Origin of the sequence: Hydrogenophaga sp. (assembly GCF_041913525.1) — a bacterium.
Taxonomy (GTDB): Bacteria; Pseudomonadota; Gammaproteobacteria; order Burkholderiales; family Burkholderiaceae_C; genus Hydrogenophaga.
In genome coordinates this window covers 588,666-614,770 of record NZ_JAYSFD010000001.1, presented here as the reverse complement: position 1 = coordinate 614,770, position 26,105 = coordinate 588,666, and the positions used below count along the sequence as shown (strand labels likewise).

The following is a 26,105-nucleotide window of genomic DNA, read 5'->3' as shown; positions in this document are numbered from 1 at the left end:
GGGCTTCGAGGCACCGTCAGCGCCGGACCATCCCCCCACCGGCACCTCGACGGCCCGTCGAGCGTTTGATCGAAAACATCAGCAGTTGCACCAAGCGTCCATATCAGGGGGAACGCTTGCCCAGGAGAGCCACAGCGCGGCCACTTAGACCGCGCGGCGCCTAGGCATCGGCCATGGACAGCGGTGACTTTCCTTCATTGGGCCCGGCGGGCATTGACCACATGCCATCCGCACCAACCAGAAGGAGACTCCATGGCCATCGATCTCAACGGCACTCTCGCCGGTGTCAACAACACCATTGCCTACACAGAAGGGGGCGCCTCGATCTCGATAGCACCCGCCGCAAGGGTGGGTGCGGGTAGCACCAGCATCAATTCGGACCAATGGGTGCAGATCAAGGTAACGATGCTGAATCCGCAGGCTGGCGATCTCTGGTCGATCAAGTCATTGCCACTGGGAATGAGCGTGAGTTCGACTTCTGGTGGCGCGCCACTGCCCCTGCCTGTGGACGTGTCAATCGTCACCAGTCCGGTGCTGTACCTCAATGGCGGCCTCTTCACCACGGACAGCGCCTGGCAAACAGCCTTGGCGGCCATCCGGTACCGGGACGCGGGAGAGGTTCTGCCGGGCGAATCGGCTCGCCAGATTGACGTGCTTGGCCGCACCTCCACAGGCAACGGCCCGACAGCCAGCGTCATGGTGAACATGGTGCCGGTGAACGATGCACCGGTGGCCAATGCCGACAGCGGGAGCGCCCTGGAAGCGGGGGGCATCAACAACAGCACCGCGGGCAGACCGGCATCGGGCAATGTGTTGATGAACGACCGCGATCCCGACAGCGCCGCGTCCAGCCTGCGTGTCATCGGCGTGAGCCAGGCGGGCACGGCGGTGCCGGCGGGCACAGCCATCTCAGGCGCGTATGGCTGGCTGGTGATTCAAGCAGACGGCAGCTACGTCTACCGCGTCATTGACAGTCTGCCAATCGTGCAAGCTTTGCGAACCGGCACCCAAACGCTCAGCGAATCGTTCACCTACACCGTCCAGGACGACGCAGGCGCCACCAGCCAAGCAGCCCTGACGGTGACGATTGCCGGGCGAAACGACACACCGGTGGCCACGGCAGATGCGGGCATGGCAGTGGAGCAGGGTGAGTCTGACCCCGGCCGCTCGGCCAGCGGCAATGTATTGGCCAATGACTGGGACGTGGACGCGGGCGACGCCTTGACGGTGGTGTCAGCTGGGCTGGTCGGGCAGGCTGCCGTGGGCACTGGCACGGCGTTGGTGGGGCGCTACGGGACGCTCACGGTGGCCGCCAACGGCGATTACGTCTACACAGCGGACGACTCAATTCCCGCCGTGCAGGCCCTTCGTGGTCCGGGCGACACGCTGGCCGATACATTCGTCTACACCGTGCGCGATCTGGCGGGGGCCACGCGCAGCAACACTCTCACGCTGACGATCAGCGGCCGTAACGATGCGCCTGTGGCCGAGGCGGATGAAGCCATTGCTGTGGAAGCCGGTGGCTGGCGAAATGGCACGCTGGGAGTGGATCCCAACGGCAATGTGCTTGCCAACGACCGCGACCCCGATGGTGGTGACACCTTCAGCGTCGACATCGTCTCCTTTGGCACTCGCACAGGCCAAGTGGGCCAGGCGTTGCAGGGTGCCCACGGCACCTTGTGGCTCAACGCCGACGGCAGCTACCGCTACGCGGTGAACCAGACCGACCCCGCCGTGCAAGCGCTGCGCCGCGCGAGCGACACCCTGAGCGAGACTTTCAGCTATGGCATGCGCGATGCCGCCGGCGCCAGGAGCACCGCCACGCTCACGGTGACGGTGCGAGGCCAGGACGACACTCCCGTGGGCGTGGGGTTTGGCGCCGTGTTCGATGGCACGACGGCCACCGCGCTGTGTGCGGGCGAAGACCCCGGTGCACGGCGCGACTTCGCGATCGTCTTCACCGCCACGCCCATGTCCACCATCGTGCTGCACCACAACGAGGGGGGGCACGTGGATCCACTTAACAGTGGGCAACACTTCGCCATCGCGCCGCAGCGCCAGAGCGCCTGGGGGGACCTGAACCACGCCAGCGTCGGGGTGTCGGTGGGAAGCAATGGGGTGTCGGTGTATGCCGACAACGGCGCGCTCACCCCACTGCTCACATGGGCCGGCGAGGTGCAGCCACAGACCCGCATCGCGGTGATTGTTCAGGACAACCGCCCCACATTGATCATCGACGGCGAAGTGGTTCGCTTGGGGGTGAGCACACCATTGCAGCTGCACCCCGGCACCCAGCTGGGCGCCAGCGCGGAGCACCCTGCTGACGGTTTCATCGGCGGGCTGGAGGGAGTGCGCATCTGGGATGGCCACTACACCCCAGGCTCGCTGGCTTTGCGAGAGCTGACCTCGGCCGCGGGCTCCCCTGGCCTGCTGGGACAGGCACTGAACCCGCAGGTCTCGGAAAACGCCATCGCCGGCACCGTGGTGGCCCGGGCCCACACCTGGGACGTGGACCAAGGCGACAGCGCCACCTATTCGCTGGTGGACGACGCCAACGGGCGTTTCGTGGTGAACGCCAGTACAGGCGTGCTGTCGGTGGCAGACGGCGCGCGCTTTGACCACGAGACGCAACCACAAGTCTCGGTGCGGGTGCGCAGCACCGACCTGAGCGGCCAATGGACCGAGCAAACGCTGCGCATTGGCGTAGCTGACGCCAACGACGCGCCCACAAGTGCTGCAAGTTCGGCCACCATGGCCGAAGACAATCAGATTCGCCTTCGCGCCACCGCACTGGGGGCGGACCCTATCACCAATGACCAAGCCGGCCCGCCCAGGGTTCGCCTGGACGAAGTGCCTGACGCCCTTCAGGGCACGCTCAGGCTGAATGGCGTGGCAGTGGCCGCTGGGCAAGTGATCGCAGCAGCAGACGTGGCACGCCTGGCCTTCCAGCCGCGCTTGTTCCATGTTGGGGCTTTCGCGTTTGACGACCAAGACACAGGCGATGGTCTGTCTGCCGTGCGCTTGGACACGCTGCCTGCCGCCGAGCAAGGCCTGCTCACCTACCAGGGCCAGCCGGTGGTGGCGGGCCTGGTGGTACCAGCCGATCGGTTGGGCGACCTCAGCTTTGAGCCCGTGCGTGACTTCAATGGCATCGTCACCTTTCGGTACAGCGTGTGCGACTGGCAGGGCACTTTCCAGGCAACACCGGGCACCTTCTCGCTGACCGTAACGGCCGTGAATGACACGCCAGCCATCGCGCCCGTGCTCACCATGGACGTTCGCGAGGGCGGCACCACCCGCCTGGACGGCATCCGTCTCAACGACGTGGACGCGGCCGGCGATGAAATGGTGCTGACATTGCGCGTGAGCGAGGGCAAGCTGAGCGCCAATGCCACGCCCGAAGTGGTGGTGCAAGGCAACGGCAGCGACACCCTGCAATTGCGCGGCACTCTGCAGGCGCTAAACGCGCTGGTTCAAAGCGAGCCAGGCATCTCCTATGCGGCCCCGCACCATGAGCCACCGGCGCTGAACTGCACCCTGATGCGCCTGGACAACGACCCCCAGGCCATCGACCCGCTGGTGCGCCTGGTGTTGAGTACCCAGGCCGGGCATCTTCAGGCCATTGGGCGGGAGGGTGTCACCGTCAGTGGCAGCGGCACCGATTGCCTCTCAATCGAAGGCCTGGCCAGTGTGGTGGAAGCCTTCGTGCAAGACGAACAGTCGGTGAAGCGGCTGGTGCCGCACCCGATGGCAGAACTCACGGTAACGCTGGATGACCAAGGCCACACCGGTACCGATCCTGGTTTCACTGGCACCGACCTGAACGAACAAGACACCCGTGTCATGGGGCTGGTGCTGGTGCCTCAAGGACTGCCACTGGCCACCACCGAACCGACCCCAGACACCGGCACGGCGGCACCGACGCACAACACCGGCCTGGACCCGGCCGCCATGGCTGGCGTGGCGGCGGGCACGCCACTGGTGATCGCGCTGGGGCTTCAAGATCGCCTGCGCAGCGTCTTCGTCACCGGTACTGCTGACACGGTCAGCCAGTTGCAGACCACGGCAGCGCGCATCGAGCTGAGCGAGGCCTTGCACACGCTGCGTGGCGATGTGCGGTACCGCGCGCTTCAGTTGGTGGCACTGGCCCCCTCGGCTGATGCACTGACCGTGGTAGCGGGCGCATTGGCCGTGGGCGCGGCCATCGCGGTTGGCACGGTGGTGGTTCAACGCGTATTGCCGCATCCCGGGGCCGACACTGGCACCGGCGGCAGCACCGACAGCAGCGGAACCACCGCGCCACACTTGAACGAGCGCCCCACGATAGGCGCCCCGGCCCAATTGCACGGGGCCGAAGACACTGCCCTGCGAATCACTGGCCTGCTCTTCAACGATGCCGATGCCGGCGACGGCACCGTGCGCCTGACACTGCGCGTGCCCAACGGGCAGGGCACTCTGCACGCCATCGCCACGGCTGGCGTACAAGTGCTGGGAGACAACAGCGACACGCTCACGCTGCTGGGCACCGTCACGGCCTTGCAGGCCTTCGTCAACGGTGCAGCCGGCCCGGAGTACCAGCCCGCCCCCGATGCCCACGACCACGTGAGCCTGACGGTCACCCTCAATGACATGGGCAACACCGGCACAGACCCTGGCACCTCAGGCACGGACCACGACGAGGAGCGCACGGTAGTCATTGACCTGGACATTGCCAGTGTCAACGACGCACCGACCGGGCACGATCACCAGGCCACCGTCATTGAAGGGCGCACCCTGGTGTTCGGCACCGCCGATTTCCCCATTAGCGATGTAGACGGTGACGGGCTTGGCCGCGTGTGCATTGAAAGCCTGCCCAACAGCGGCCAGCTCCTGCTGAGCGGCCGGCCCCTGATGGCCGGCACCTGGGTCACGCGCGATCAGCTCGACGCCGGCGCATTGCGCTACCAGTGCGAGGCCGGGCGGGAAGACGGCCCCCCAAGCTTCCAGTTCCTGGTGGAAGACGATGGTGGCCAAAGCCTTGGCGCCGCCCAACTCGATCCACAAGCACATCTGTTCACCCTGGAAGTGCTGCACACCTTGCGCGTGCGGATGGACGGTCGACACAGCGATGGTCAGGCCACCTGGCGCCAAGATCCCAATGCCGATCTGGCGCTGTTCGGGAATGCCCGCCTTCAAGACATCGACCAACGCGGTCAGCAAGTCGCGGCCATCTGCATCAAAGCCACCCAGCGCCAACCGGGCGACCGCTGGTACCTTGACGATGCCTACGCCAACCTTTACCGCGACGCCACGGGCGCCTGGCCCAGCCCGCTGGAGTGGACAGAAGACACCCAGGGCCGCACGCTGCTACGCCCCACCGATGGCAGCTCGCTCACGACCACACAAGCTGAGGCCCTGCTGCACGCCATTCGCTACCGGAATACCCTCAGCGCGCCAGATGAGACGCCACGCGGCTTCACCGCGTCGGTCATCACCTCCGATGGGGAGACCTCACCCGACGCCCACCTGACCCTGACGGTGCGCAGCACGCTGGGCGACGCCCTTCGGGAGGCGGCAGCACACGAAAACCGCCTGCGCGACGCGCTCGACAGCGGCACTGGCACGGCCGCTGGTCACGGCGAAAGCGCCGCCCTGGTGCGCTTGCTGGACGCAAGGGCAGCGCTGGCCGACAGCGCCTGGCAGGCCCTTGGCATGGCCCGCCAGGGTGAGCATGGCAACGTGGTGGTGGGTGGCATGGTGCTGCAGGCACTTGGCGACCTGGGCATCGACGCGCCCCTGGTGCTGGAAAAGACCGACGACCACCTCAGCGCCTGGACGCAAACCCCTCTGCCAGAAGGTCTCTTGCTGCGCGACCCGGCGTCGGGGCTGGTGTGGATGTCGTCCCGCGTACAGGCCCAATTGCTCTCGCGCATCGGGGCGGTGCAGCAGGAGCAGCGTCAGCTGGCCTGGCAAGAGGTGACGCTGGCCATCGAGGCCGCCACCCCCGGCGACCAGGCCGACGGTGCGCTGCGCCTGACCGGAGCGGCCTGGCTGCTGGATCACCTGCACGGCAAGGGGCTGAACACACCGGAGGTAGTGCACACGGACTCGCCACAGAGCACCTTGGCCATCGACCAGTCGGCCTGGGTGGTGACCACCAGCGGTGACTTGCTGCTGCCACGCGCCGCCTGGAGAGAGCTGGCCACCCAGGTGGAGTTGTTGCGCCATGCCGACCTGAACCCCACGGCCAGCCCCGCAGCGCTGGCGTTCCAGGCACTGAACACCGCATGGGCCGAAGGCACCGCGCTGCTGGTGTCCGCCGACCTGCTGCCGCGCCTGACCGCGGCTGGCGTACCCCACGGTCCTGTGCGCGACGGCAATGAAGACCCCACCAACGCACTGGCTGAGCCCGGCGTGCTGCTGCGTGTGTCCGGTGGCTTGCTGATCGCACCGGCCACTCGGGATTCACTGGCCGGCGCGCTGATGGACCAGCTCATCGAGCACCCTTCGGCCACCTCGCTGGAACCCTTGCGCGATGCGCTGGCCCACGCCAGTCCCGCCAGTGACCCGTATTACCTGCCTGCCCACCTGCTGCCCCAACTGCAGGCCATGGGTTTTCCCCTGCGCTGGGTGGAACAACTCGATGCCCTGTCCTGGCCCGGCGACGTCATGCGTGATGCACAGACCAACTCCATCGCCCTGGGCCGCCAGAGCGTGGCGGCACTCAAGCTGTGGCTGCAGACCCTGGATACGCTGCCCCAGGTCGACGTCTTGCCAAACGACCTGGCACCCAGCGATGCCCTGGCCGGCTTGCGTGCGCTGCAAGCCATGGGTACCGACACTGCAGAGCACCCTGGCCTGGTGGCCTTGCACGATGCCCCAGTGCTGCAGGCGTTGCTGCGACTGGCCGACATTGAGCCCGAGCGCATCGAACGCTACCGCACGCTGGGCATGCACCACGCCCTGGCCGAGCGCTTCGAAGCAGCCGATACCCCGCTGCTGGACGCCAGCCGCGGCGTGCTGTACCTGCCCCGCGCGCTCTACACCGAACTTGCCCACACTCTGCAAAGCGAGCTAACCCGCAGCGTGACATCCCTGGACGGCACACCTCTGGCACTGCCCCCGAGCCGGCCCGCTGCCCCAACATTGGCTCAGGGGCACGATGCACTGGCCCAAGCATCCCCCCAGCCCACCACGGTCGAAACCCTGCAGACGTGGCTGCAGACCGCGCAAGCCCTGCACGCGCTGCTGGGCACCACCAGACCGCAATGGGTCCACGGTGCGGCGCTGGTCAATGCGGTGGCACTGGAAGACATCGCGTTGCCAGCGGTGCAACAACGCTTGGCCAATGCTGGCATCTCGGCCGAAGCAGTGGGCAAGCTGTCCGAGCTTAGCCCGGCGGGGTTGGACGCCTTGCTGCAAGGCACCTCACCCGCCCTTGCCTTGAACGACCAGCAACAAGTGGTGATCGGCTTGAACCAGTGGCAGGCCCTGCAGCAGCATCTGCAGGCGCAGTTCTTCCGTGAGAAGGCGCAGGCCACCGAGGTGCTGCTGCACGAACTCATGCGCACAACCACCCCTGATGGCGTCGCCGTGCTTGTGGGACAGACGCTGCAGGTGGCATCGGCCGGTGACGAGTCGCTGCAAGGCCTGGTAGCCCTGAGCCCAGCGCTGCTTGAACTCCTGCGGCAAGTGGGCGTGGCGCTGCCCAGCATCGACGCCGGTGGCACGCAGCTCACCGACACAGTGCTGCAGGCGCTGCGGGACGAACCCGGCCAAGGCTTTCACGACAGCGCGCGTGGGCTGGTGTGGGTAGCGCAAGCCACCTTCGATGCCCTGGTGCGCGACACTGCTGCCCAATGGCTGGCAGCGCGCGCCATCTGGTGCGCCACCGAACCCGAGGTCACACCAGTCGCCGTGGTGAATCAGCACGCCATGGCGGCGCTGCAAGCCGCCGAGGCACTGCCTCAAGGTCTTGTGCGCGTGGCCGTGGAAAGCAGCGAACTGCGCGCCCTCCACCTGGCTTTCTGGCCCATGGGCGCATTCGATGGCAGCGCCGAGGCCACGGCCGCGCTGGCACTGGCCCGCTGCGGCACCGTGCAGGGCGATCTCACCCAGCCAGGCCACCTGGTGATGAGCTCTGCCACCCGCGACTGGCTGCTGGCGCAAAACGCCAGACTGGAGTCATTGGCCAGCGCCCTGGCATTTGACCCGACACAGGCCAGCCAAGACTTCCTGAGAACCAACCGCCTGGTTCATGCACTGGCGCGGGCCATGCCCGATAGTCTGTCGGGCCTGTTGCGCATCGACGGCCCTGACGATCTGGTGAGCCAGCTGCAGCAGCTCGGCCTCGACGTGGTAGAGCTCGACACCCTATGGCCATTTCACCTGTCCACCGATAGTCCGGCCTTTCAGATTGGTGCAGTGGTGCCCTGGAATGGCCACTACCTGGTGAGCCAGGCCACGCTGGACGCCTGGTCTACCGCTTTGGCCGAACACGCCCTGCGCGTGGGCGGCTCAGTCGCCGATGCGCTTCGTCCACACGAACTGGTACTGCCAGACGACACCCCTGCCCAGATCGCCAGCACCGCGAGCCTCGACCGCTACCGCGAACTGGCGCAGCAGGTGCATGCCTGGGTGACTGGCGCAGAACCCGATCGCGTTCAAGGCAGTGACGGCAGCCACGCCATCTGGCGTCTTCCGGCTCAAACACCTGGCGCATCAGAGCAGGCACTGCAACAACTCCTGCGAAGCGCCGATCCGCCCATCACCGCTTTGGGCACACTCGACACCGCCTCACCGGCCAGTATGGACACACTGCTGGGTCCCTCGCTGGCCTGGGGCCGCGCCGTCAACGGCGACATCCTTGTCTCGGCAGCAGCCCACGAAGCCATTGCGCGGCAGGGACGGCAATTGCTGGAGCGGGCGCGGGCAGAGGTGGCATGGGAGGCCACGCACCTGCTGGTGGCCGGCCATCAGATCGAGCCCGAGACGCTGCCCGTGGGCGACGATGTACCGCACGTGCTGCCTGCGGCTGGCCCGCTGGGCCACATCGAGGTCATCACCGCCCTGGCGCGCCTGCGCGACTGGCCAATCGCGCTGCTGCAAGACAGCGCCGAGCTGGTGCAGAGCCTGCACAACGCCCTGGCGGCCCACAGCGGCCAGGGCTTGATGCAACTTGGTCCCCAGTTGACCGTGCCGCTGGACGGCACCTTGGCCACTGTGCGTGACAGCGGTGTCTTTCTCGACAACGCTCTGGGTCGCGTGCGCCTGGCCGAGCTGCCACTTGGAAGCGTGCAAACCGACAACGACGGCCACCGCTGGATGACACCCGCCACGGCGGCGCTGCTGCTGGCCGAGGCCAGGGGGCTGGCTGCCGTGGCCCGGGGCGAGGGCACCGCCAGCGCCACAGACGAGTTATTTGGCGACTCCCTGCGCATGCTCCACAGCCTGCAAACACTGGCACGCGAGACACTTGCCCAGGTCTGCCCAAGCCCCTCACCCGATACACCCCCAGGCTGGTGGGCGGTGTTCCATGACTGGGTGCTGGTGCCTACCGAGGGCGCCGACCTGCTGGCCAAGCTGCAGGCCTTGAACTTGCCATGCCAAGCGATCACCCTCACCAGCGACGTCGAGTTGGCCAACGCCTTGCATCAGGGCCTGCTGGCACGGCCGCTCACTGTGGTTGTCGACGCTCAGAACCACCACCTCATGTCTGCCAACACCTTGCAGTACCTCACCGAGGCACTGGCCTTGCGTGTTCGAGAGGCCTATGGCCTGGGTCACGACCTGCTCGGCCTGCCTGAGGCCACGCACACCGTGGGCAAACGACAGCTTCAAGACCAGGCCCAAGACACGCCGGGCGAGTCACCTTCTTTTGCTGAAGCCACTCAGCAACTCGTGGCCCTGACCTGCACGCCTGAAACCGTGGCTCCCAATACCGTGGCCGTGCCGGTAGACGCGCGGGCCCTCCAGGCCTGGCTGGTGCGCGCGGCCAACCTGGGTGTGAACCACACTGTCGTGGAAATCGTGGGCGATGGACAGGTGCTGTTTGACGGACAAGCACGCCCGGTGAATGGCACCCTTCACATGACCCATGCGACGGCAATGGCCTTGCAAGACACCCTCCACCAGGTGGCCATCACCCTGGACCTGGACAGCGCACAGGCCATGACCGAGGCACTGCTGGCATCGGCCAAACCCCGCGCTGCAAGCCAGGCCAGCGACACCATGGGTGGGCGCCTGCTGGTCTTGCACACCAACGCCACGGTGGACGACTTCCTCTCACGCCACCCCGAGGTGGGCCGGCCCCAGGCCCGCGACACCGATGGGCGCTGGCACACCATTGGCCTGGACACCCTTCGCATCGCACAGGCCGCCTACGACAAGGCGCTGGCCAGCGACACAGCCAGTGCCCTGCTCAACTCCACCACCACGTTGGTCCTGCCCGACGGACTGGGCAACGCCACCTTCACCCAGGCGGCGCTGCTCGAAGCGGCCCAGCGCCTGGCCACCAACGAACTGGCGGTGGCCCAAGACAGCCGGGGCGACTGGTGGTTGTCGGCCAGCACCCACCAGTGGCTCTTGCGCGAAGCCGCCCAAGAACAATGGACTGCCCGACGCGAGCTGGGCCAGATCGCCTTCGAGGCACTGGACAACGCCAGCACAGACCAGGGCCTCACCACCTTGCACCACCCCGACCTCATTGCGCTGCTGAGCGCCCTGTCAGTTCCACTGCTGGAGGTGAACTCTGCAAACGCCCTGAGCGGTCCCGGCACCTACTTGCGTCTGCCAGGAGGCGCCGTACAAGTGGCCCAGGCCACCCGAGAGGCCTGGGTCGCGGCCACAGATGCCGCCATGAGCGGCAACGACCAAGCCATCCACCTGGCGGCCAATGCCCTTCACTCCGCCCAAGCCATCGCCGACGAGGTGGACTATCTCGTGCAACGCAGCGACATCACACAGCTGGCGGTGCTCGCCACCAGCGCCGACGACCCAACCGGCCTGAGCGTGTTGAGCATTGCCCTGCCCCCCGGTGTGCTGCAAGCCTGGCAAGACAAGCACTGGCTCGCCAATGACCTGACCCGCGTCGACCCGACCGCCCCCAGCGGGCAACACCTGCTCAACCCGCTGCACCAGACCGGCCAAGCCATGGTGCACACCGGCGCCGATGGCCAGGTGCGCTTGCTGGTGACCCAGGCCTCCTGGCAAGAACTGCTCGAGCGCGTGGCCCTTGAGCAAACCTCCACAGCTCACACCCTGGTCATGCTGCCAGACGCCGACGCCCTGTCCGCACTATGGGGTGCGGGGGTACCCCTCGTGCCGGTCGACTCTCTCCTGCTTCGTGGCCAGGCCACCAATCGCTTTGCCCAGGCCACCGCGCTGGGCCAGGCCTTGCAGGAAAGCCCTGTGGGCACCGTGTTTGAAGACGCCCAGGGCCGTGCCTGGATGAGTGCTGACACGGCCCGACTCGCCCAGGCCATGGTGCAGGCGCTGGAGCACGGCGCTACCACGCCCGAGCTCACCCTGGCACCCGCGGCACTGCATCAGCACCTGGCTGCCTACGATGCGCTCATCGAGCGCCTGGCCCATACAGGCGCCACCCCCAGCGAAGACCTGGTGCGCGAACTTTGGGCCGCCGATGCGCAGCAGCAGTTGAGTACCCTGGGCATTGACCTTCAACGCGACATCACCGGGCGAAACGACACCAGCCTGTATGCCAATGACCTGCTGCGGCTGAGGCAAGCCGTGGAACTGGCCGGGCGCAGCGCTGAGGCCAGCCTGTACGAGCACGCCTGGCGTGCGATCGACTACACCGATGCCCACGGCCAGCACCAAAGGGTGTGGCAACTGGACGACCCCGAGGGCCTGCTAGCCCAAGCCCTGGAGCGTTCGCACCTGAGCCTGGGCGCACCAGCTCAACTGCTGGCCGGCGACCTGGCCAGCCAGCTCTCTCCCGGCAGTTGTCGAACAGACGAGCGCGGGCGCCTCTACGTTTGCGACGCCACCCACCAGGCAATGGCCACCCAGCTGAAAATCAGCGCGCTGGAGAACAAGGCCGCGCTGCACAACGCCTTGCGGGCCACGCTCATGCAGGCGCAACTGGCCTCCACCGAGCCACTGGTGCTGGTGAACGACCCCGACACCGTACAGGCCCTACGCCACGACCACCGCCTCAGCCTGCTCGGCACGCTGCAAGACGCCCACCACCTAGACGGGGCGCAGCGCCAGGCGCTGGCCGAACCCACTGGTGGCGCGGGCTATTTCCTCACCCCCGACGGCTTTCTCGTGATGCAGACCGCCGATTTGCTGGCCCTGCGCAACAGCACCGCCTACGCGGTGCCACTGCAACAAAGTGACGCCCAGGACCTGGAGCCGCCACCGGCTGTCATGAGCGTGAAGGCCGCGCACCTCGCCCCCCTACTGCAGCAGAGCGGCCATCCCCTGGGCCACCTGCTCGATGCACAAGGCAACCCCATCGACACCACCGGTCTCACCGCCAGCGGCCTTGGCGACGCGCAGCGCCTACAGCTCAACCAGACAGAAGGGCTGATCGTCCAGGGCGAAAACGGTGAACTTCTGATGTCCACCGACACATGGTCACAGCTCACAGCCCAGCTCACGCGTGAGTCGGGTTCAGCCGACGAGCAGCTGGCCCTAGCGCTTCAACAAGGACTGAGCGCGGATGCCAGCGAAGAAACGGGCCTGGTCACGCTAGACGGCGACGGTCGCACCTGGACCGAGGCCCTGGCCGCCATCGGGCTGATGCCGAGCGTGATTGCCATCCCATCCGCCATGCAAGCGCCTGATGTGGCCAACCTGCTCAATGAGCAGATTGCCGTTGGCATGGACGCACAAGGCCGCCTCGTGATGAGTACCGACACCCACCAGTGGTTGCAGCAAGCCACCCTCGCTCGTGGCCTGCAAGCCGCCCAAGAAGCGACGGGCGCCAAGCTCTCAACTCTTGAGGCGATGCCCATGCTGGCACTGCCAGACCCGTCCCCCGCTTTTGTGGGCAATGCCTCCACTGCCGCCGTGTCCGGCTACGGCTTGCGCGCCGTCTACATGCAGGCCACGGCCATGCGGGCGCACATCAACACCCGCACCGCCCCCGACACCATGCTGGCCGACAACATGGCCCAGGCCATCGAGCTGGTGGCCAAGTACATCAGCAGCACCAACCTGAATGAGCAGGACGCTGCCCGCATGGGCGACATCGAGGCTCTTCGCCAATACCTGGCGCTGCAACAGCCCGAACAGTTGGACACCATTGTTGACCTCCGCGGCCTGTCGCTGGATGGCAGCACCACTCAATTGCAGCGGGCGTCAAAAGCCCTCAGCGCCCTGACCCCTGAGCTGAATGAACGCCTTACCAATGCGAACACCCTGTTCTGCGACCTGTTGCACGAACTGCAGACCCAAGGCGTGCTGCAGGCCAACCAACGTGACTGGACACGCGCCCAATCGCTGCACGGATCGGTGCAACGGGCCGTTGCAGACCTGGCCACCACCATCAACGCCGACGTGCAAACGCTCAAGAAGTCGCTGGACTTGAACGGCCAGTACGAAGTCACTGACGCGGAACTCAACGACCTCTCGACTCTGCTGTCCGACACCTTTTCGCCTGCAGGTGGGAGTACACCCGTGGTACCGGCGAACCTCAGGGCCTGGGCACAACAGGCGTCTGACAGCTTTGAGGCGCTAAGCACCAAGGGCGCGCAACTGCAAGACGAGGTACAAGAGCTGACCGGGCTCGGGAAAAAGCTGACCGATCAACTGCTGCAAGACGCACAAAACGAACTGAAAACCTCCGAGCAGGTGCTGATCGCCACCGAGAAAAAAGCACTGGCCGATGGCATTCAATGGATACGCCTGATGGCCTCGCTGGGCAGCATCGGCCTGTACGTGCCCGGTGCCGTGTCAGACGCGGTGCTCTACCACCGTCAGGCCGCCCTGACGTACACCGGCACCGAGGCCGGTCGGCAGTGGCACGACTACTACCAAGGGCGGGTGATCGGCTCGGCCCTCCAGGCCGCGGGCACCCTGGCCAACAACATGCAGGTGCCCTCGGTTTGGTACAACCTGGGCCCTGGCACCCTGGACAAATGGTGGGACAAGTTCCGACACGACTGGAACTTTCCCGACAACCGAAACCCCTGGCTGCTGGGTCGCCACCGTGAGCCGCTAGGCGAACTGGCCCTCGAATGGGGTGCCAAGGCTGCGGCGACCAAGAAGCTGGGCAGCGTCTACACGCGCAAGAACCTCTTGCACCCGCTCACCTTCATGGACTCCGACACCTGGACGGTGATCAACGGTGTCGCGGGACTGGCCCTGAACCAATACGAGTTCAGGCCAATCGGGAACTACCTCTGGGCGCGCCACCTGGCGGTCACGGCTGGCGGCCTGTCCAACTTCATCGGCAACTCGGCCGCCACCAGCATCCCAGTCGAGCGACTGCATGCCTGGGGTCTCATCAGCGATGCCGCCCTGGCGCAGGCCTGGATCACCCAGGGCTCCATCAACGCCGGCGGGGTGTCGCTGGCCCACTTCATCCTGTCCACCATCGTGCCCGCCATGGACGTGATGGGCCAAAGCATCACCTGGTTGCTCTACGGGCCAGAAAGTGGCGCCTCGCTGTACACCGCGTTCGACAGCGCCCTGTTCCTGGGCATCCACTACGGCACCATGGCCGCACTGCCCTGGCTGGGTGCCGCCACCTTACCCTCCATGCTGGCCACCAACCTGTTCCGGGTGGACAGTGCCTCTGCGGCCAATGCCGGGCATGGTTACCAGTTGCACCAGCAGCTGCTCAGCGAGGGCCGTGAGGTGGAGGCCGGGGTGGTCTACCAGCAGTTCTGGCGCGACGCTATGCGGGCCACGCCCTACGTGAACTGGCTGTCGGGCTGGCTGCAGATCATCGACCTGATGGCCGGAACGCTGCCTGGGCAGGGCCTGACCCTGTCGGACTTTCAGAACGCCGTTCGCCAGCGCGTGGCCGCCCAGGAAAACCATCCCCAGGCCGACCTGCCGGCGCTGTCGCAGGCCATTCTTGACATGGCCAAAGCCCTGCAAGCACAGGAAAACTACCACTTCATCACCGGGCGGGCAGACGACTTTCCCTATGGTTCGAACACGCAGGTGCGGGTGATTCGCTCAGCTCAGGTCTCGCACGTCACCAACGGCGAGGCCGCCACCGAACACGACCTCTGCTTCGCCGACGAAGCCGATCAGGTGCTCGACCCAGCCCAGGCGGACCACTACCACAACCCGGTACCGGTCCGAGTGAACCTGGCCAACACCACAGGCGCTGTGGCGACCTATCACATCAACGCCCCCACCAGCATCACACTGCCCGACCTTCGGCTCCGCGTAGACAGCCCCAACATCGAGTTGGACACCAGGGACTCAAGCGCCGATTCAACCAACCGCGTCATCGTGATGGACCCGCGCAGCGTTGTGCGTGGCGGCGCCGCCACCGACTTGTACCTGCTGGGTCAAGAGCTCACGCCCATCGTGGGCACCGACGGCCGGCTGCTGGCCGGCTTCATCGTGGATGGCAGCCACAGCCCAGGGCGCGACGTGGTGAGCTTTGCCATGGCACCGGCCAGCAGCCCCGACAGCAGCCAGGGCTACCACGTGCACACCGGCACGAACTACCAGGGCTTTGTGCTTTACCAGGGCATCCAGCAATTCGTGGGCAGCGACTTCGACGACCGCTTCACGCGCTACGGTGCCAGCGGCCCCAGCGACACGTGGGTCAGTGTGGTCACCGGCACCGGCTGGGACAAGGTGGACCTGCGCTCGGGCAACAACCTGGTGCTCATCGGGCAGGGATCGGTGCACTTCAACCTCGACACCACCGTCAGCGCTGCCAACATGGCCCTCAACCCACTGGACCTGGCTAACCTGCGCGACCAAGGCCCCTGGGCAAACGACGGTGAGCGCTACGAAACGCTGTACGCCAATCACTTCACCGCGCAAAACACCAACGTCGTCACCTTGACGCCACTGCCGAGCACACCCGGCGACCCAGGTGCCACCGTGCACGTCTACGGCCATGCCCTCGCGCAAGACGTGGTCGATGCCCACCAGCTGCGTGGCCCGCTCCACGTGAGCACGCTGGCAGACGGCCAAACCCGCGTGCACCAGGCCGATGACACCGACGGTGCCCAGACACTGGAGGTCACACTGGACGCCAATGTGGACAGCCTCATCGGCACCCTGGGTGGCGACACCTTCGTGTTCGACCAGCCCACGGGCATCAAGCAGGTGGTGGGCATGGGGGGTGACGACACCTATCGCATCAACACCGCGGGAATGTCCATCACGGCAGGCGACGGACGTGCGCTCATCGAGCTTGGCATCGACGCCTTGAACACCGAACTCAACCTGGGCGACGGTCACCGGGCACAGCTGCACGTCAAGGCGCCCACCGCAATCGCCAGCGCGGACGAGCCGCCAGCAACGGTGCTGGCCCGTATCGACGGCGGCGCCCACAACACCTGGATCGACGCCAGCGACGCCAACGTCGAGCTGCACGTCGTGGCCATGGATGGCTGGGGCACGATCCAGATGGGCGGACTCACCCGGGTAACGGTGGGCCAGGACATGGACCGGCTGGACATTCAGTGCGGCCAGCACGCCCAGTGGAAAGAGCTCTACATCGAGATGGGTGACCCGGGATTCGACTTCGACCAACTCATCACCGCCGATGGTCAGCAAGGCAAATTCCTCAAAACTGTGGTGGATGGGCAAGAGGTGTACGAGACCCGCTGGTACCACGCCTCGGGTGGCTACACCGAACTTCGGTACACCGGCCACGAAAGCGACAACGTGGAAATCGCGGCCCTCAATGGCACCTTCGTTCGGCCCCTGGATGACCTGGTGGCCAGCCCCCTGGCCCACAGCTAAGCGCAGCGCCCACCATGAACCAGCCCTTCGCCACGGCGGTCGCGCCGACCGCCGGAGCCCCTATCACGCCCGGTGCCCAGCCAACAGGGAACTTTGAACTCGCGCTGGCCCTCAGCGCGGCCTTGTGCGGCCGGCCCACCTCGCCCGTTTCGCTGAGCGCGGGCCTACCAAGAGAAGGCCCGCACCTGAGCCCCGATGCCTATGGGCGGGCCGCCGAGAGGGCGCAACTCGAATTGCGGGCCCTGGCGGCCGACGCGCTGTTCGCAGCCCACCAGAGCGGTGAGCTGTTGATCGTGCCCGAGGGAGATGGCTTTGCCGTCATCCGCCGCCACCAGGACGCCGCCCAACGCCTGCCCACGCAGGCGCACGGCACACTGATGCCCCAACCACTCGACGACGACACCCTTCGAGCCACCCTCGCCTCCGGTGGCTGGGCCGTGCGCCCGCGCCACCTCGCCCGCGCGGCCGACACCGAGCTGCCCCCGGTGGTCGATCGTTACGGCTGGCTGCGCCGCGCCGTGCTGGCGCAGTGGCCCACCCTGGCCTGGGTGGCGCTGTCCAGCCTGGTGGCCAACGGGCTGGTGATCCTCTCGTCCTTCTACAGCATGCAGGTCTACGACCGCGTGGTGCCCAACAACGCCTACGAGACCCTGTGGGCACTGTCGGTGGGCGTGACGCTGATCTACGTGTTCGACACGGTGATGCGCATCCTGCGCGCCTACATGCTGGACGTGGCAGGCAAGCGGGTGGACTTCGCCATCTCCTCGCGCCTGTTCGAGCAGGTGCTGGGCCTGAAGATGGCGCAGCGCCCCGCCTCGGCCGGCGTGTTCGCCAACCACCTCAACGACTTCGAGTCCATCCGCGACTTCTTCACCTCACTCACCCTCACCGTCGTCATCGACTTCCCCTTCGTGCTGCTCTACCTCGCCGCCATCGCCTTCATGGCCGGCTCGCTGGTGTGGGTGCCGCTGCTGCTGATGCCGGTGATGCTGGGCATCGCCATCGCCCTGCAAGGCCCGGTGGACCGCGCGGTGCGCACCTCCATGCAGGCCAGCGCCCAGAAGCACGGCATGGTGATCGAGGTGCTGGCCGGCATCGAGGCGCTCAAGCTCTCGGCGGCCGAGAGCGTGTTCCAGGGTGCGTGGGAGCGCGCCGTGCGCCAGATCGCCGAGGCCTCCATGCGCTCCAAGCTGCTGTCCTCGGCGGGCCTGTCGGTGGTGAACTTCATGCAGTCCATGGCCGGCGTGGCCGTTCTCATCGCCGGGGTGTACGCCATTGGCGCGGGGCAGCTCACGATGGGCGGGCTCATCGCCGCGTCCATGCTGGTCTCGCGGGCGCTGGCGCCCATCGGGCAACTGGCCTCGCTGCTGTCGCGCTGGAAACAGACGCGGCAATCGATGGACACCGTGGCCCGCATCTTCGAGCGCCCGGTGGAGCGCCCCGCCGACAAAACCTTTCTGGTGCGCGAGCGGCTGGACGGCGCCATCGAGTTCCAGGGCGTGGGCTTTCAATACCCCGGTGCTCCAGGCCCGGCCTTGGTGGACGTGAGCCTGCGCATCCAACCCGGCGAACGCGTGGCCGTGATCGGCCGCTCGGGCTCGGGCAAGTCCACCCTCATGAAGCTCATCAGCGGGCTCTACGAACCCAGCCAGGGCTCGGTGCTGGTGGGCGGCGTGGACACGCGCCAGCTCGACCCGCACCAGCTGCGCCGCGCCATGGGCTGCGTGCCGCAAGACCCCTTTCTCTTCAACGGCTCGGTGCGCGACAACATCGCCTACGGCGACGACGCCGTGGGCGACGCCCGCCTGGTGCAAGCCGCCACCGAAGCCGGCGTGGACGAGTTCGTGCGCACCCACCCCAAGGGCTACGACCTGCCCGTGGGCGAGCGCGGCGCCCTGCTCTCGGGCGGCCAGCGCCAGGCCGTGGCCCTGGCCCGCGCCCTGGTGGGCGAGCGGGCCATGCTGTTGATGGACGAACCCAGCAGCTCGCTCGACCACGTGGCCGAGCAATTCCTTCGCCGGCGCCTGCTGCAGCGCCGCCCTGGCGAAACCCTGCTGCTCATCACCCACCGCCTGCCCATGCTGGAACTGGTGGACCGCGTGATCGTGCTGCACGAAGGCCGCGTGCAGCTCGACGGCCCACGACAGGCCGTGCTGCAAAAGCTGCAAGCCGCCGCCACCTCAGGAGACCCGACATGACCGCCCTTCTGACCCGTGTTCGCCAGTGCTGGACCGAACTGCGTGCCACCCACACCGGGGCCGACCCGCACCTGGCCCTGCCGCGCGCCATGCTGCTGACCATCCTGGCGCTGCTCCTGAGCTTCCTGGCCTGGGCCGCCTGGTTTGAGCTGGACGAACTGGTGCGCGGCGAAGCCCGGCTGCTGCCCCCCCAGCGACTGCAAACCGTGCAGCACCTCGAAGGCGGCATCCTGGCCGAGCTGCGGGTGAACGAGGGCGACACCGTGCGCAAGGGCCAGGTGCTGATGCTGCTCGACACCAAAGGCTCGCTGAGCGAGCTGGCCGAGGTGCAGCGCCCGTGGCTGCAAGCCATGGCCGAGCTCGCCCGCATCGACGCCGAACTGCAGAGCCGCGCGCTGCGCCTGCCCCCCGCGCTGGACCGCCACACCGAACTGCGTGAGCAAACCCTGCGCAAACTGGCCGCCAACCGGGCCGAGCAGCAGCACGTGCAAAACAGCCTGGAGCAGCTCATTCAACAGCGCCAGCAAGCCTGGCAACGCCTGCGCGCCGACCTCACCCTGGGCGCCCGCGAGCTGCAACTGCTGCAACAAGAGATGGACCTGCTGCGGCCCCTGGCCCCTGCCGTGATCGCCCCCGCCGAGTTGCTGCGCCGCGAGCGCGAGCTCATCGCCAAGGAAACCAGCCAGAGCGCCTTGACGCACCAGGTGATGGAGGCCGCCGGCGCCCTGCGCCAGGCCATGGCCGAGCGCGACAAAGCGCAGGCCACCTACCGCGCTACCCTGCTCAAAGAGGCCTCAGAGCACCAGGCCCGCCTGGACGTGCTGGGCACGCGCACCACCGAAAAAACCGACCGCCTGGCCCGCGCCTCGGTGGTGGCCCCGGCCGATGGCGTCGTGCGCCAGGTGTACACCCGCACCTCCGGTCAGGTGGTGTCTCCGGGCGCCCCTTTGCTCGACCTCGTGCCCGAGAGCGACCGGCTCATCGTCGAGGCCCAGGTCGCCCCCGGCGACGTGGGGTTTCTGCACCCTGGGCAGAAGGCGCGCATCAAGGTGTCGGCCTACGACTTCGCCGTCTATGGCGCACTGGACGGCGAGATCCAGCGCATCAGTGCCGACACCGTCATCGACAAAGACAGCCGCGATCCGCGACCGCACTACCTGGTCACCATCGCGGCGCCCAACGCCCTGCTCGACCGCACGGGCCAGCCCCTGGCCCTGGCCCCCGGCATGACCGCCTCGGTGGACATCGTCACCGGGCGGCGCACCGTGCTCACCTACCTGTTCAAGCCGCTGGTGCGGGGCATGAGCCAAGCCCTGCGCGAGCGCTGAGTTGCACCGCCATGAACGCCCTTCGCCCCCTGTTCTTCGCCTGGTTGCTGCTGGCGCTGTGCCAGCCCCACCCGGCCCTGGGCCAACAGCCCACCACCACCGAATGGCTGCAACAAGCCATCGCCCACGACCCCGCCCTGGCCACCCAGCGCGCCGCACTTGACGCCGCCCGCGCCGCCGAAGACGCCGCCTCGGCCGGCTTTCGCCCCGAGCTGAGCCTGTCGGCCCAGCGCGGGCGCAGCCACCGCACCGCGCCCGAGCGCCTGCCCTTGGCGCCCGAGTCCCACTCGCTGCCAGCGGCCGGGCACACGCTCACCCTGTCGCAACTGCTGTACGACGGCCAGCGCACCGAGGCCACGGTCAGCGCTGCGCAAACGCGCGTGCAGCTAGAGCAACTGCGGCTGAGCCGCCGCCTCAACGAACGCCTGCTGGCCATGCGCGAGGCCCTGCACAACCAGGAAGCCGCCGCCGCCCGGCGCCACCACGCACACGATGCCCTGCGCGACATTCAGACCTTGAACGCCCTGGTGCAGCAAAAGCGCGCCGCTGGCCTGCTGGCCTTGGTGGATGTGCGCCGCGCCGAATCGCGCCTGCTGGAAGCCCAGCGCAGCGTCACCGAAGCCGACGCGCGTTGGCAAGAAGCCCTGCTGACCCTGGCCGGCGAGACCGGCCTGCCGGTGCCGCCGCACGCCCTGCACAGCGATCCCTTTGTGGCGCTGCCGCCGGAGGCACTCGATGCCCTCGGCCTGACCTGCGCCCAGGCCTGTCCCGAGGTAAGGGAAGCGGCCCTTCAGGTGGACCGGGCCCAGGCCGAGCTGCGCGCGGCCGAAGCCGCCTGGCACCCCCGCCTGAGCCTGGAGCTCTCGCGCAGTGACTCGCGCAACCTCTCGGGCAGTGCCGAGCACTACCGCAGCGCCAGCGCCTTCGTGAAACTGAACTGGGCCTTGTACGACGGGGGCCAGCGCTCGGCCCAAACCCGGCGCCTGGGGCACGACATCCAGGCCCAGGAAAACACCCTGGAGGAAATGCGGCGCACCGTGTCCACCCGCTGGTCGGTGGGCCGCTCGCGGCTGCAAGCCAGCGCCGAGCTGCACGCCATTGCGCTGCGCAACGCCACGGTGGCGCGCCAGGCGCGCGAGTTGGCCGAACAGGGCTTGCGCGCCGGCCTGCGCAGCCCCATTGAGCTGGCCGACACGGTGAACGAAGAAACCCGTGCGCTCGACGAAGCCGCCAGCCGCGACGCCGAGCGGCGCATCGCCCAAGACCGGCTGCTGGCGCTCGCCGGCCTGCTGGCCCAGCACCTGGGGCTGGTGCCGGGCGAGCCCTGATCAGCCCTTGATGGCCTTGCCCAGGCGGCGGGCGCCTTCTTCGATCTTGTCCAGCGGCGCGGTGGCGAAGCTCAGGCGCAGCGTGGACACATCCGGCTGGCTGGCGTAGAACGGCGCGCCCGGCACAAAGGCCACACCCGCGGCGATGGCGCGCTCGGCGAACACGTTGGCGTCTTTCTCGCGGCCGCCCGCCCCCGTGAGGCGGGCCCAGATGAACAGGCCACCCTGGGGTTGCACGAACTCGATGGCGTCGCCCATTTCGCGCCTCAGGGCATCGCCCATCACGCGGGCGCGCTCGCCGTACACCTGGCGCACCTTGGCCAGCGTGGCAGGCATGCGCCCGGCCTTGAGGTACTGCGCGGCCGTGGCCTGGGCGAAGGTGCTGCTGTTGGCGTCGCTGAACTGCTTGCACATGGCGGCCTTGGCCAGCAGCTCGGCCGGGGCAATCATCCAGCCCAGGCGCAGGCCGGCACTGAGCACCTTGCTCAGCGAGCCGCAGTGCACCAGGCGCTCGCGCGAGCCCGGCACCTGGGCCGACAGCGCCAGCAGGCTGGGCGGCGGGGCCTCGCCGAAGTACAGGTCGCCGTACGGGTCGTCTTCCACGATCAGGGTGTTGTGGCGCACGGCCATCTCCAGCACCGCGCGGCGGCGCTCCAGCGGCATGAGCGCGCCGCTGGGGTTGCCGAAGGTGGGAATCAGGTACACGAACTTGGGGCGGTGCTCGGCGATCAGTCGCTCCAGCTCGTCGGTGCGGGTGCCCTGCCCGTCCACCGGCACGGTGATGACCTCGGCCCCGTACAGGCGGAAGCACTGGATGGTGGCCAGGAAGGTGGGGCCTTCCACGATCACCTTGTCGCCCGGGCCCAGCAGGGTCTTGCCCAGCAGGTCCAGCGCCTGCTGGCTGCCGGTGGTCACCAGCAGGTCGGTGGGGGCCACATCCTTCGCACCCTTGGACGCCATGAAGATCGACAGTTGCTCGCGCAGCGACTGGTAACCCTCGGTGGCGCCGTAGCTCAGGGCCGGGCCGGGCTCTTCGTCCAGCGCGGTGTTCACGGCGGCGCGGATGCCCTCGGCGTCGCACATGGTGGCGTCGGGGAAGCCCCCGGCGAAGCTGATGATGTTGGGGTCTTTCAGCAGCGCAAACAGCTTGCGGATGGCGGAGGTCTCAACGTGGTTCAGGCGGTCGGCAAAACGCAGGGTGGGTTCCATGGTGGGCGAAGGGGAAAGACAAAGACCGTGCATTCTCGCCAATTCCCCATGCCCGCCGCGATGGGTGGCCTCGCGGATAGACTGCGGCGCCATGAACCGCCAGCAGATCGAACTGTTCTTCGCCACCCTCAAGGCCGCCAACCCCACCCCGCAGACCGAGCTGGAATACACCACCGTGTTCGAGCTGCTGGCCGCGGTGCTGCTCTCGGCCCAGGCCACCGACGTGAGCGTGAACAAGGCCACGCGCAAACTCTTTCCGGTGGCCAGCACGCCGCAGGCCATTCTGGACCTGGGGCTTGAGGGCCTGGAGTCTTACATCAAGACCATCGGCCTGTACCGCAGCAAGGCCCGCCACCTGATGGAGACCTGCCGCATTCTGGTGGAGCGCCATGGTGGCGAGGTGCCCAGCACCCGCGAGGCGCTGGAGGCCTTGCCCGGCGTGGGCCGCAAGACGGCCAACGTGGTGCTCAACGTGGCCTTCGGCCAGCCCACCATGGCGGTGGACACGCACATCTTCCGCGTGAGCAACCGCACCGGCCTGGCCCCCGGCAAAACGCCGCTGGCGGTGGAGCAGCAACTGGAAAAGCGCGTGCCCGCCGCCTACGCGGTGGACTCGCACCACTGGCTCATCCTGCACGGCCGCTACGTGTGCCTGGCGCGCAAGCCGCGCTGCCCGCAGTGCGCGGTGTCGGCCTATTGCGACTTCAAAGAGAAAACACGGGCCTGAGGCCGCGCCTCAGAAATCGAGGCAGCGCCACTCGCCCGGCTGCGGCCCGCCGCGCGGCCATTCCTGGGCGCTGGCGATCACCCGGAGGCCGTGGGCCTTGAGGTAATGCGCCGCCGCGATCACGCCGGCGTGCGTCACCCACACCGCCTCGCCCACGCCGGCGCGGTGCAAATCGAGCACCACCTGCGCCACCCGCTCGATCACCTGCTGGGTGCTCTCGGCCCCGCCCACGCGGTGGTGGGCGAAGTCATCGGTCCAGCGGTCAAAGGCCTCGCGCGGCAGCGCCGCCCAGGGCCGCATCTCCCACTGGCCAAAGTCCATCTCGTTCAGGCGGGTGTCAATGCGCGCGGCCTGCCAGCGCGGGTGGCGCGCCTGCACGGCAGCGGCCAGTTGCTGGGTTCGCGTCAGGCCCGACACCCACACCGGCAAGCCCGCCGGCACCTCAGCCACCACGCGCTCGGCCGCCTGCGCGGTGGCCTCGGGGTGGGCCGGCAGGTCGCTGGCGCCGTAGCACAGGCCCTCGGGCGCCATCACCCTGGCGTGCCGCAACAGCCACAACCTCATGACAGCGCCAGGGCCATGCCCAAATAGAAGCCGACTTCGCTCACCTGCTGCGTGGCGCCCAGGCCGTCGCCGGTGAACCCCTGCAGGCGGCGATGCAGCAGCCGCGCCATCCACGCCAAGCCCAGGGCCGCCCCCAGCACACCGGCCCACCAGGGCGCGGTGGGCCAGCGCCACATCACCAGCCCCATGGCCAAGCCCCACCACAGCAGGCCACCGAAGAAGCTGCCCCAGGCCAGGCTGTCGGCCAACGGCTTGCTCTTGGAGCCGGCCACGTCGCCCACGTGCGCCATGCCCTTGATGACGAACAGCGGCGCGGTGCGCGAGGTGACGTGCGCGGCGAACAGCACCAGCACGGCCAGGTAGGCGTTGGCCTGCGCCAGCAGCGCCAGCAAGGCCACCTTGGTGAACAGCGCCAGCACCAGCGCAATGGCGCCGAAGCTGCCGATGCGCGAGTCTTTCATGATCTCCAGCGCGCGCTCGCGCTGGTGGCTGCCGCCCAGGCCGTCGGCCAGGTCGGCCAGGCCGTCTTCGTGGAAGGCGCCGGTGAGCATCACGCTGGCCACGGTGCAGCCCAGCGCCGCCACCCAGGGCGCGGCCGGTACCGGGGGCAGGCCCAGCAGCAGGCCCCAGAACACCAGCGCGCACAGCCCCCCCACCAGCCAGCCCACACCGGGAAAGTGCGCGGTGCTGGCGCGCAGCATGGCCGGGCTGTAGCCCACCCAGGCCGCCAGCCGGCCAGTGACCGGGATGCGGGTGAAGAACTGCAGCGCCAACAAATAGTGCCGAAGGGCCTGCTTCACGGCTGCACCACCTCACCAGCCTCTTGCCGCGACACGCCGGCCGCCTCGAAGCTGGCCATCTCGTTGAGGATGGCGCAGGCGCTCACCAGCAGCGGCCAGGCCAGGGCCGCGCCCGAGCCCTCGCCCAGGCGCAGGCCCATGTCAAGCAGCGGGTCGGCGCGCAGGTGGGCCAGCATGAGGGCGTGGCCGCGCTCGCCCGAGCGGTGGGCGTACACGCAGCGCTGCGCCACGGCCGGGGCCAGGTGGGTGGCCACCATCACGGCCGAGGTGGCGATGAAGCCGTCCACCACGATCACGCGGCGCTCGGCCGCGGCCTGCAGCACGGCGCCCACCAGGGTGGCGATCTCGAAACCGCCAAAGGCCGCCAGGGCTTGCAGCGGCGTGCGCGCCTCGGGGTGGCGGGCCAGCACCTCGCGCAGGATGCCGATCTTGCGCTGCACGGCGGCGGCGTCCAGGCCGGTGCCGGCACCGGTCACGTCGGCCACGTCCAGCCCGCCCAGGCGGGCCAGCAGCAGCGAGGCGGCCGAGGTGTTGCCAATGCCCATTTCGCCCAGCAGCAGCGCGTTGCCCGGCAGGCCCTGCACGATACGCTGGCCGTTGGCCATGGCCTGCTGGCACTGCTCGTCCGTCATGGCCGGGCCTTCCAGCGCGTCGGCCGTGCCGGGGGCCACCTTGGCCAGCACCAGGCCGGGGCGAGGCGCAAATTCGTGGCGCACACCGCAGTCCACCACGGTGAGGCCAATGCCGTTCTGGCGCGCCAGCACGCTCACGGCGGCGCCACCGGCCAGGAAGTTCTCCACCATCTGCCAGGTCACGTCGCTGGGGTAGGCCGAGGTGCCGCGCGCGGCCAGGCCGTGGTCGCCCGCGCACACCAGCATCTGCGGCTCGCGCAGCACCGGGCGCTCGGTGCCCAGGATGGTGCCCAGGCGCAGGGCCAGGGCTTCGAGCCGGCCCAGCGAGCCCACCGGCTTGGTCTTGTTGTCGATGAGCTGCTGCAGGCGCTGGGCCAGGGTGGCGTCGTCCAGGGGCGCGATGGCGGGCAATGTGGTCATGGAGGGCTC

The 26,105-nt window shown here is 68.0% G+C and carries 9 protein-coding genes; 5 read left to right on the top strand and 4 right to left on the bottom strand.

Features of this window, described 5'->3' with window-relative positions:
- The first annotated feature begins 252 nt into the window (after window positions 1-252).
- The 4 genes from ACE3RQ_RS02705 to ACE3RQ_RS02690 are packed head-to-tail and all read left to right on the top strand — an operon-like array spanning window position 253 to window position 21,744.
- Entirely contained in the window at window positions 253-16,890 is a 16,638-nt protein-coding gene (locus tag ACE3RQ_RS02705) for an Ig-like domain-containing protein (protein ID WP_374519634.1), read from the top strand.
- 14 nt (window positions 16,891-16,904) lie between these two features.
- Window positions 16,905-19,088, top strand: coding sequence for a type I secretion system permease/ATPase (locus tag ACE3RQ_RS02700; protein WP_374519632.1), 2,184 nt, complete (start codon window positions 16,905-16,907; stop codon window positions 19,086-19,088).
- Window positions 19,085-20,416, top strand: coding sequence for an HlyD family type I secretion periplasmic adaptor subunit (locus tag ACE3RQ_RS02695; RefSeq protein WP_374519631.1), 1,332 nt, complete (start codon window positions 19,085-19,087; stop codon window positions 20,414-20,416). Before ACE3RQ_RS02700 ends, ACE3RQ_RS02695 begins: the two co-directional genes overlap by 4 nt.
- Before the next feature lie 11 nt (window positions 20,417-20,427).
- Window positions 20,428-21,744: a TolC family protein gene (locus ACE3RQ_RS02690; protein ID WP_374519629.1), complete on the top strand. Its 1,317-nt coding sequence runs from the start codon at window positions 20,428-20,430 to the stop codon at window positions 21,742-21,744.
- On the opposite strand, the gene ACE3RQ_RS02685 is transcribed toward ACE3RQ_RS02690, so the two are convergent.
- A complete protein-coding gene (locus ACE3RQ_RS02685; protein WP_374519696.1) occupies window positions 21,745-22,941 on the bottom strand; it encodes a PLP-dependent aminotransferase family protein in 1,197 nt (398 codons plus the stop codon).
- A gap of 103 nt (window positions 22,942-23,044) precedes the next feature.
- Between ACE3RQ_RS02685 and nth the strand changes: the two genes are divergently transcribed.
- Window positions 23,045-23,680, top strand: a complete 636-nt coding sequence (gene nth / locus ACE3RQ_RS02680) for an endonuclease III (protein ID WP_374519627.1) — start codon at window positions 23,045-23,047, stop codon at window positions 23,678-23,680.
- Between the two features lie 9 nt (window positions 23,681-23,689).
- On the opposite strand, the gene ACE3RQ_RS02675 is transcribed toward nth, so the two are convergent.
- Genes ACE3RQ_RS02675 through cobT form a run of 3 tightly spaced genes read right to left on the bottom strand, consistent with a single transcriptional unit; the run spans window position 23,690 to window position 26,096 of the window.
- Window positions 23,690-24,244 carry a histidine phosphatase family protein gene (locus tag ACE3RQ_RS02675; RefSeq protein ID WP_374519626.1) on the bottom strand — a complete coding sequence of 185 codons (555 nt, stop codon included), beginning with the start codon at window positions 24,242-24,244 and terminating at the stop codon, window positions 23,690-23,692.
- Window positions 24,241-25,044 (bottom strand): adenosylcobinamide-GDP ribazoletransferase, encoded by an 804-nt coding sequence (locus ACE3RQ_RS02670; protein ID WP_374519624.1) that lies wholly within the window; start codon window positions 25,042-25,044, stop codon window positions 24,241-24,243. The genes ACE3RQ_RS02675 and ACE3RQ_RS02670 overlap by 4 nt, the downstream gene beginning before the upstream one ends.
- Entirely contained in the window at window positions 25,041-26,096 is a 1,056-nt protein-coding gene (gene cobT, locus ACE3RQ_RS02665; protein ID WP_374519622.1) for a nicotinate-nucleotide--dimethylbenzimidazole phosphoribosyltransferase, read from the bottom strand. Before cobT ends, ACE3RQ_RS02670 begins: the two co-directional genes overlap by 4 nt.
- Between the last annotated feature and the right edge of the window lie 9 nt (window positions 26,097-26,105).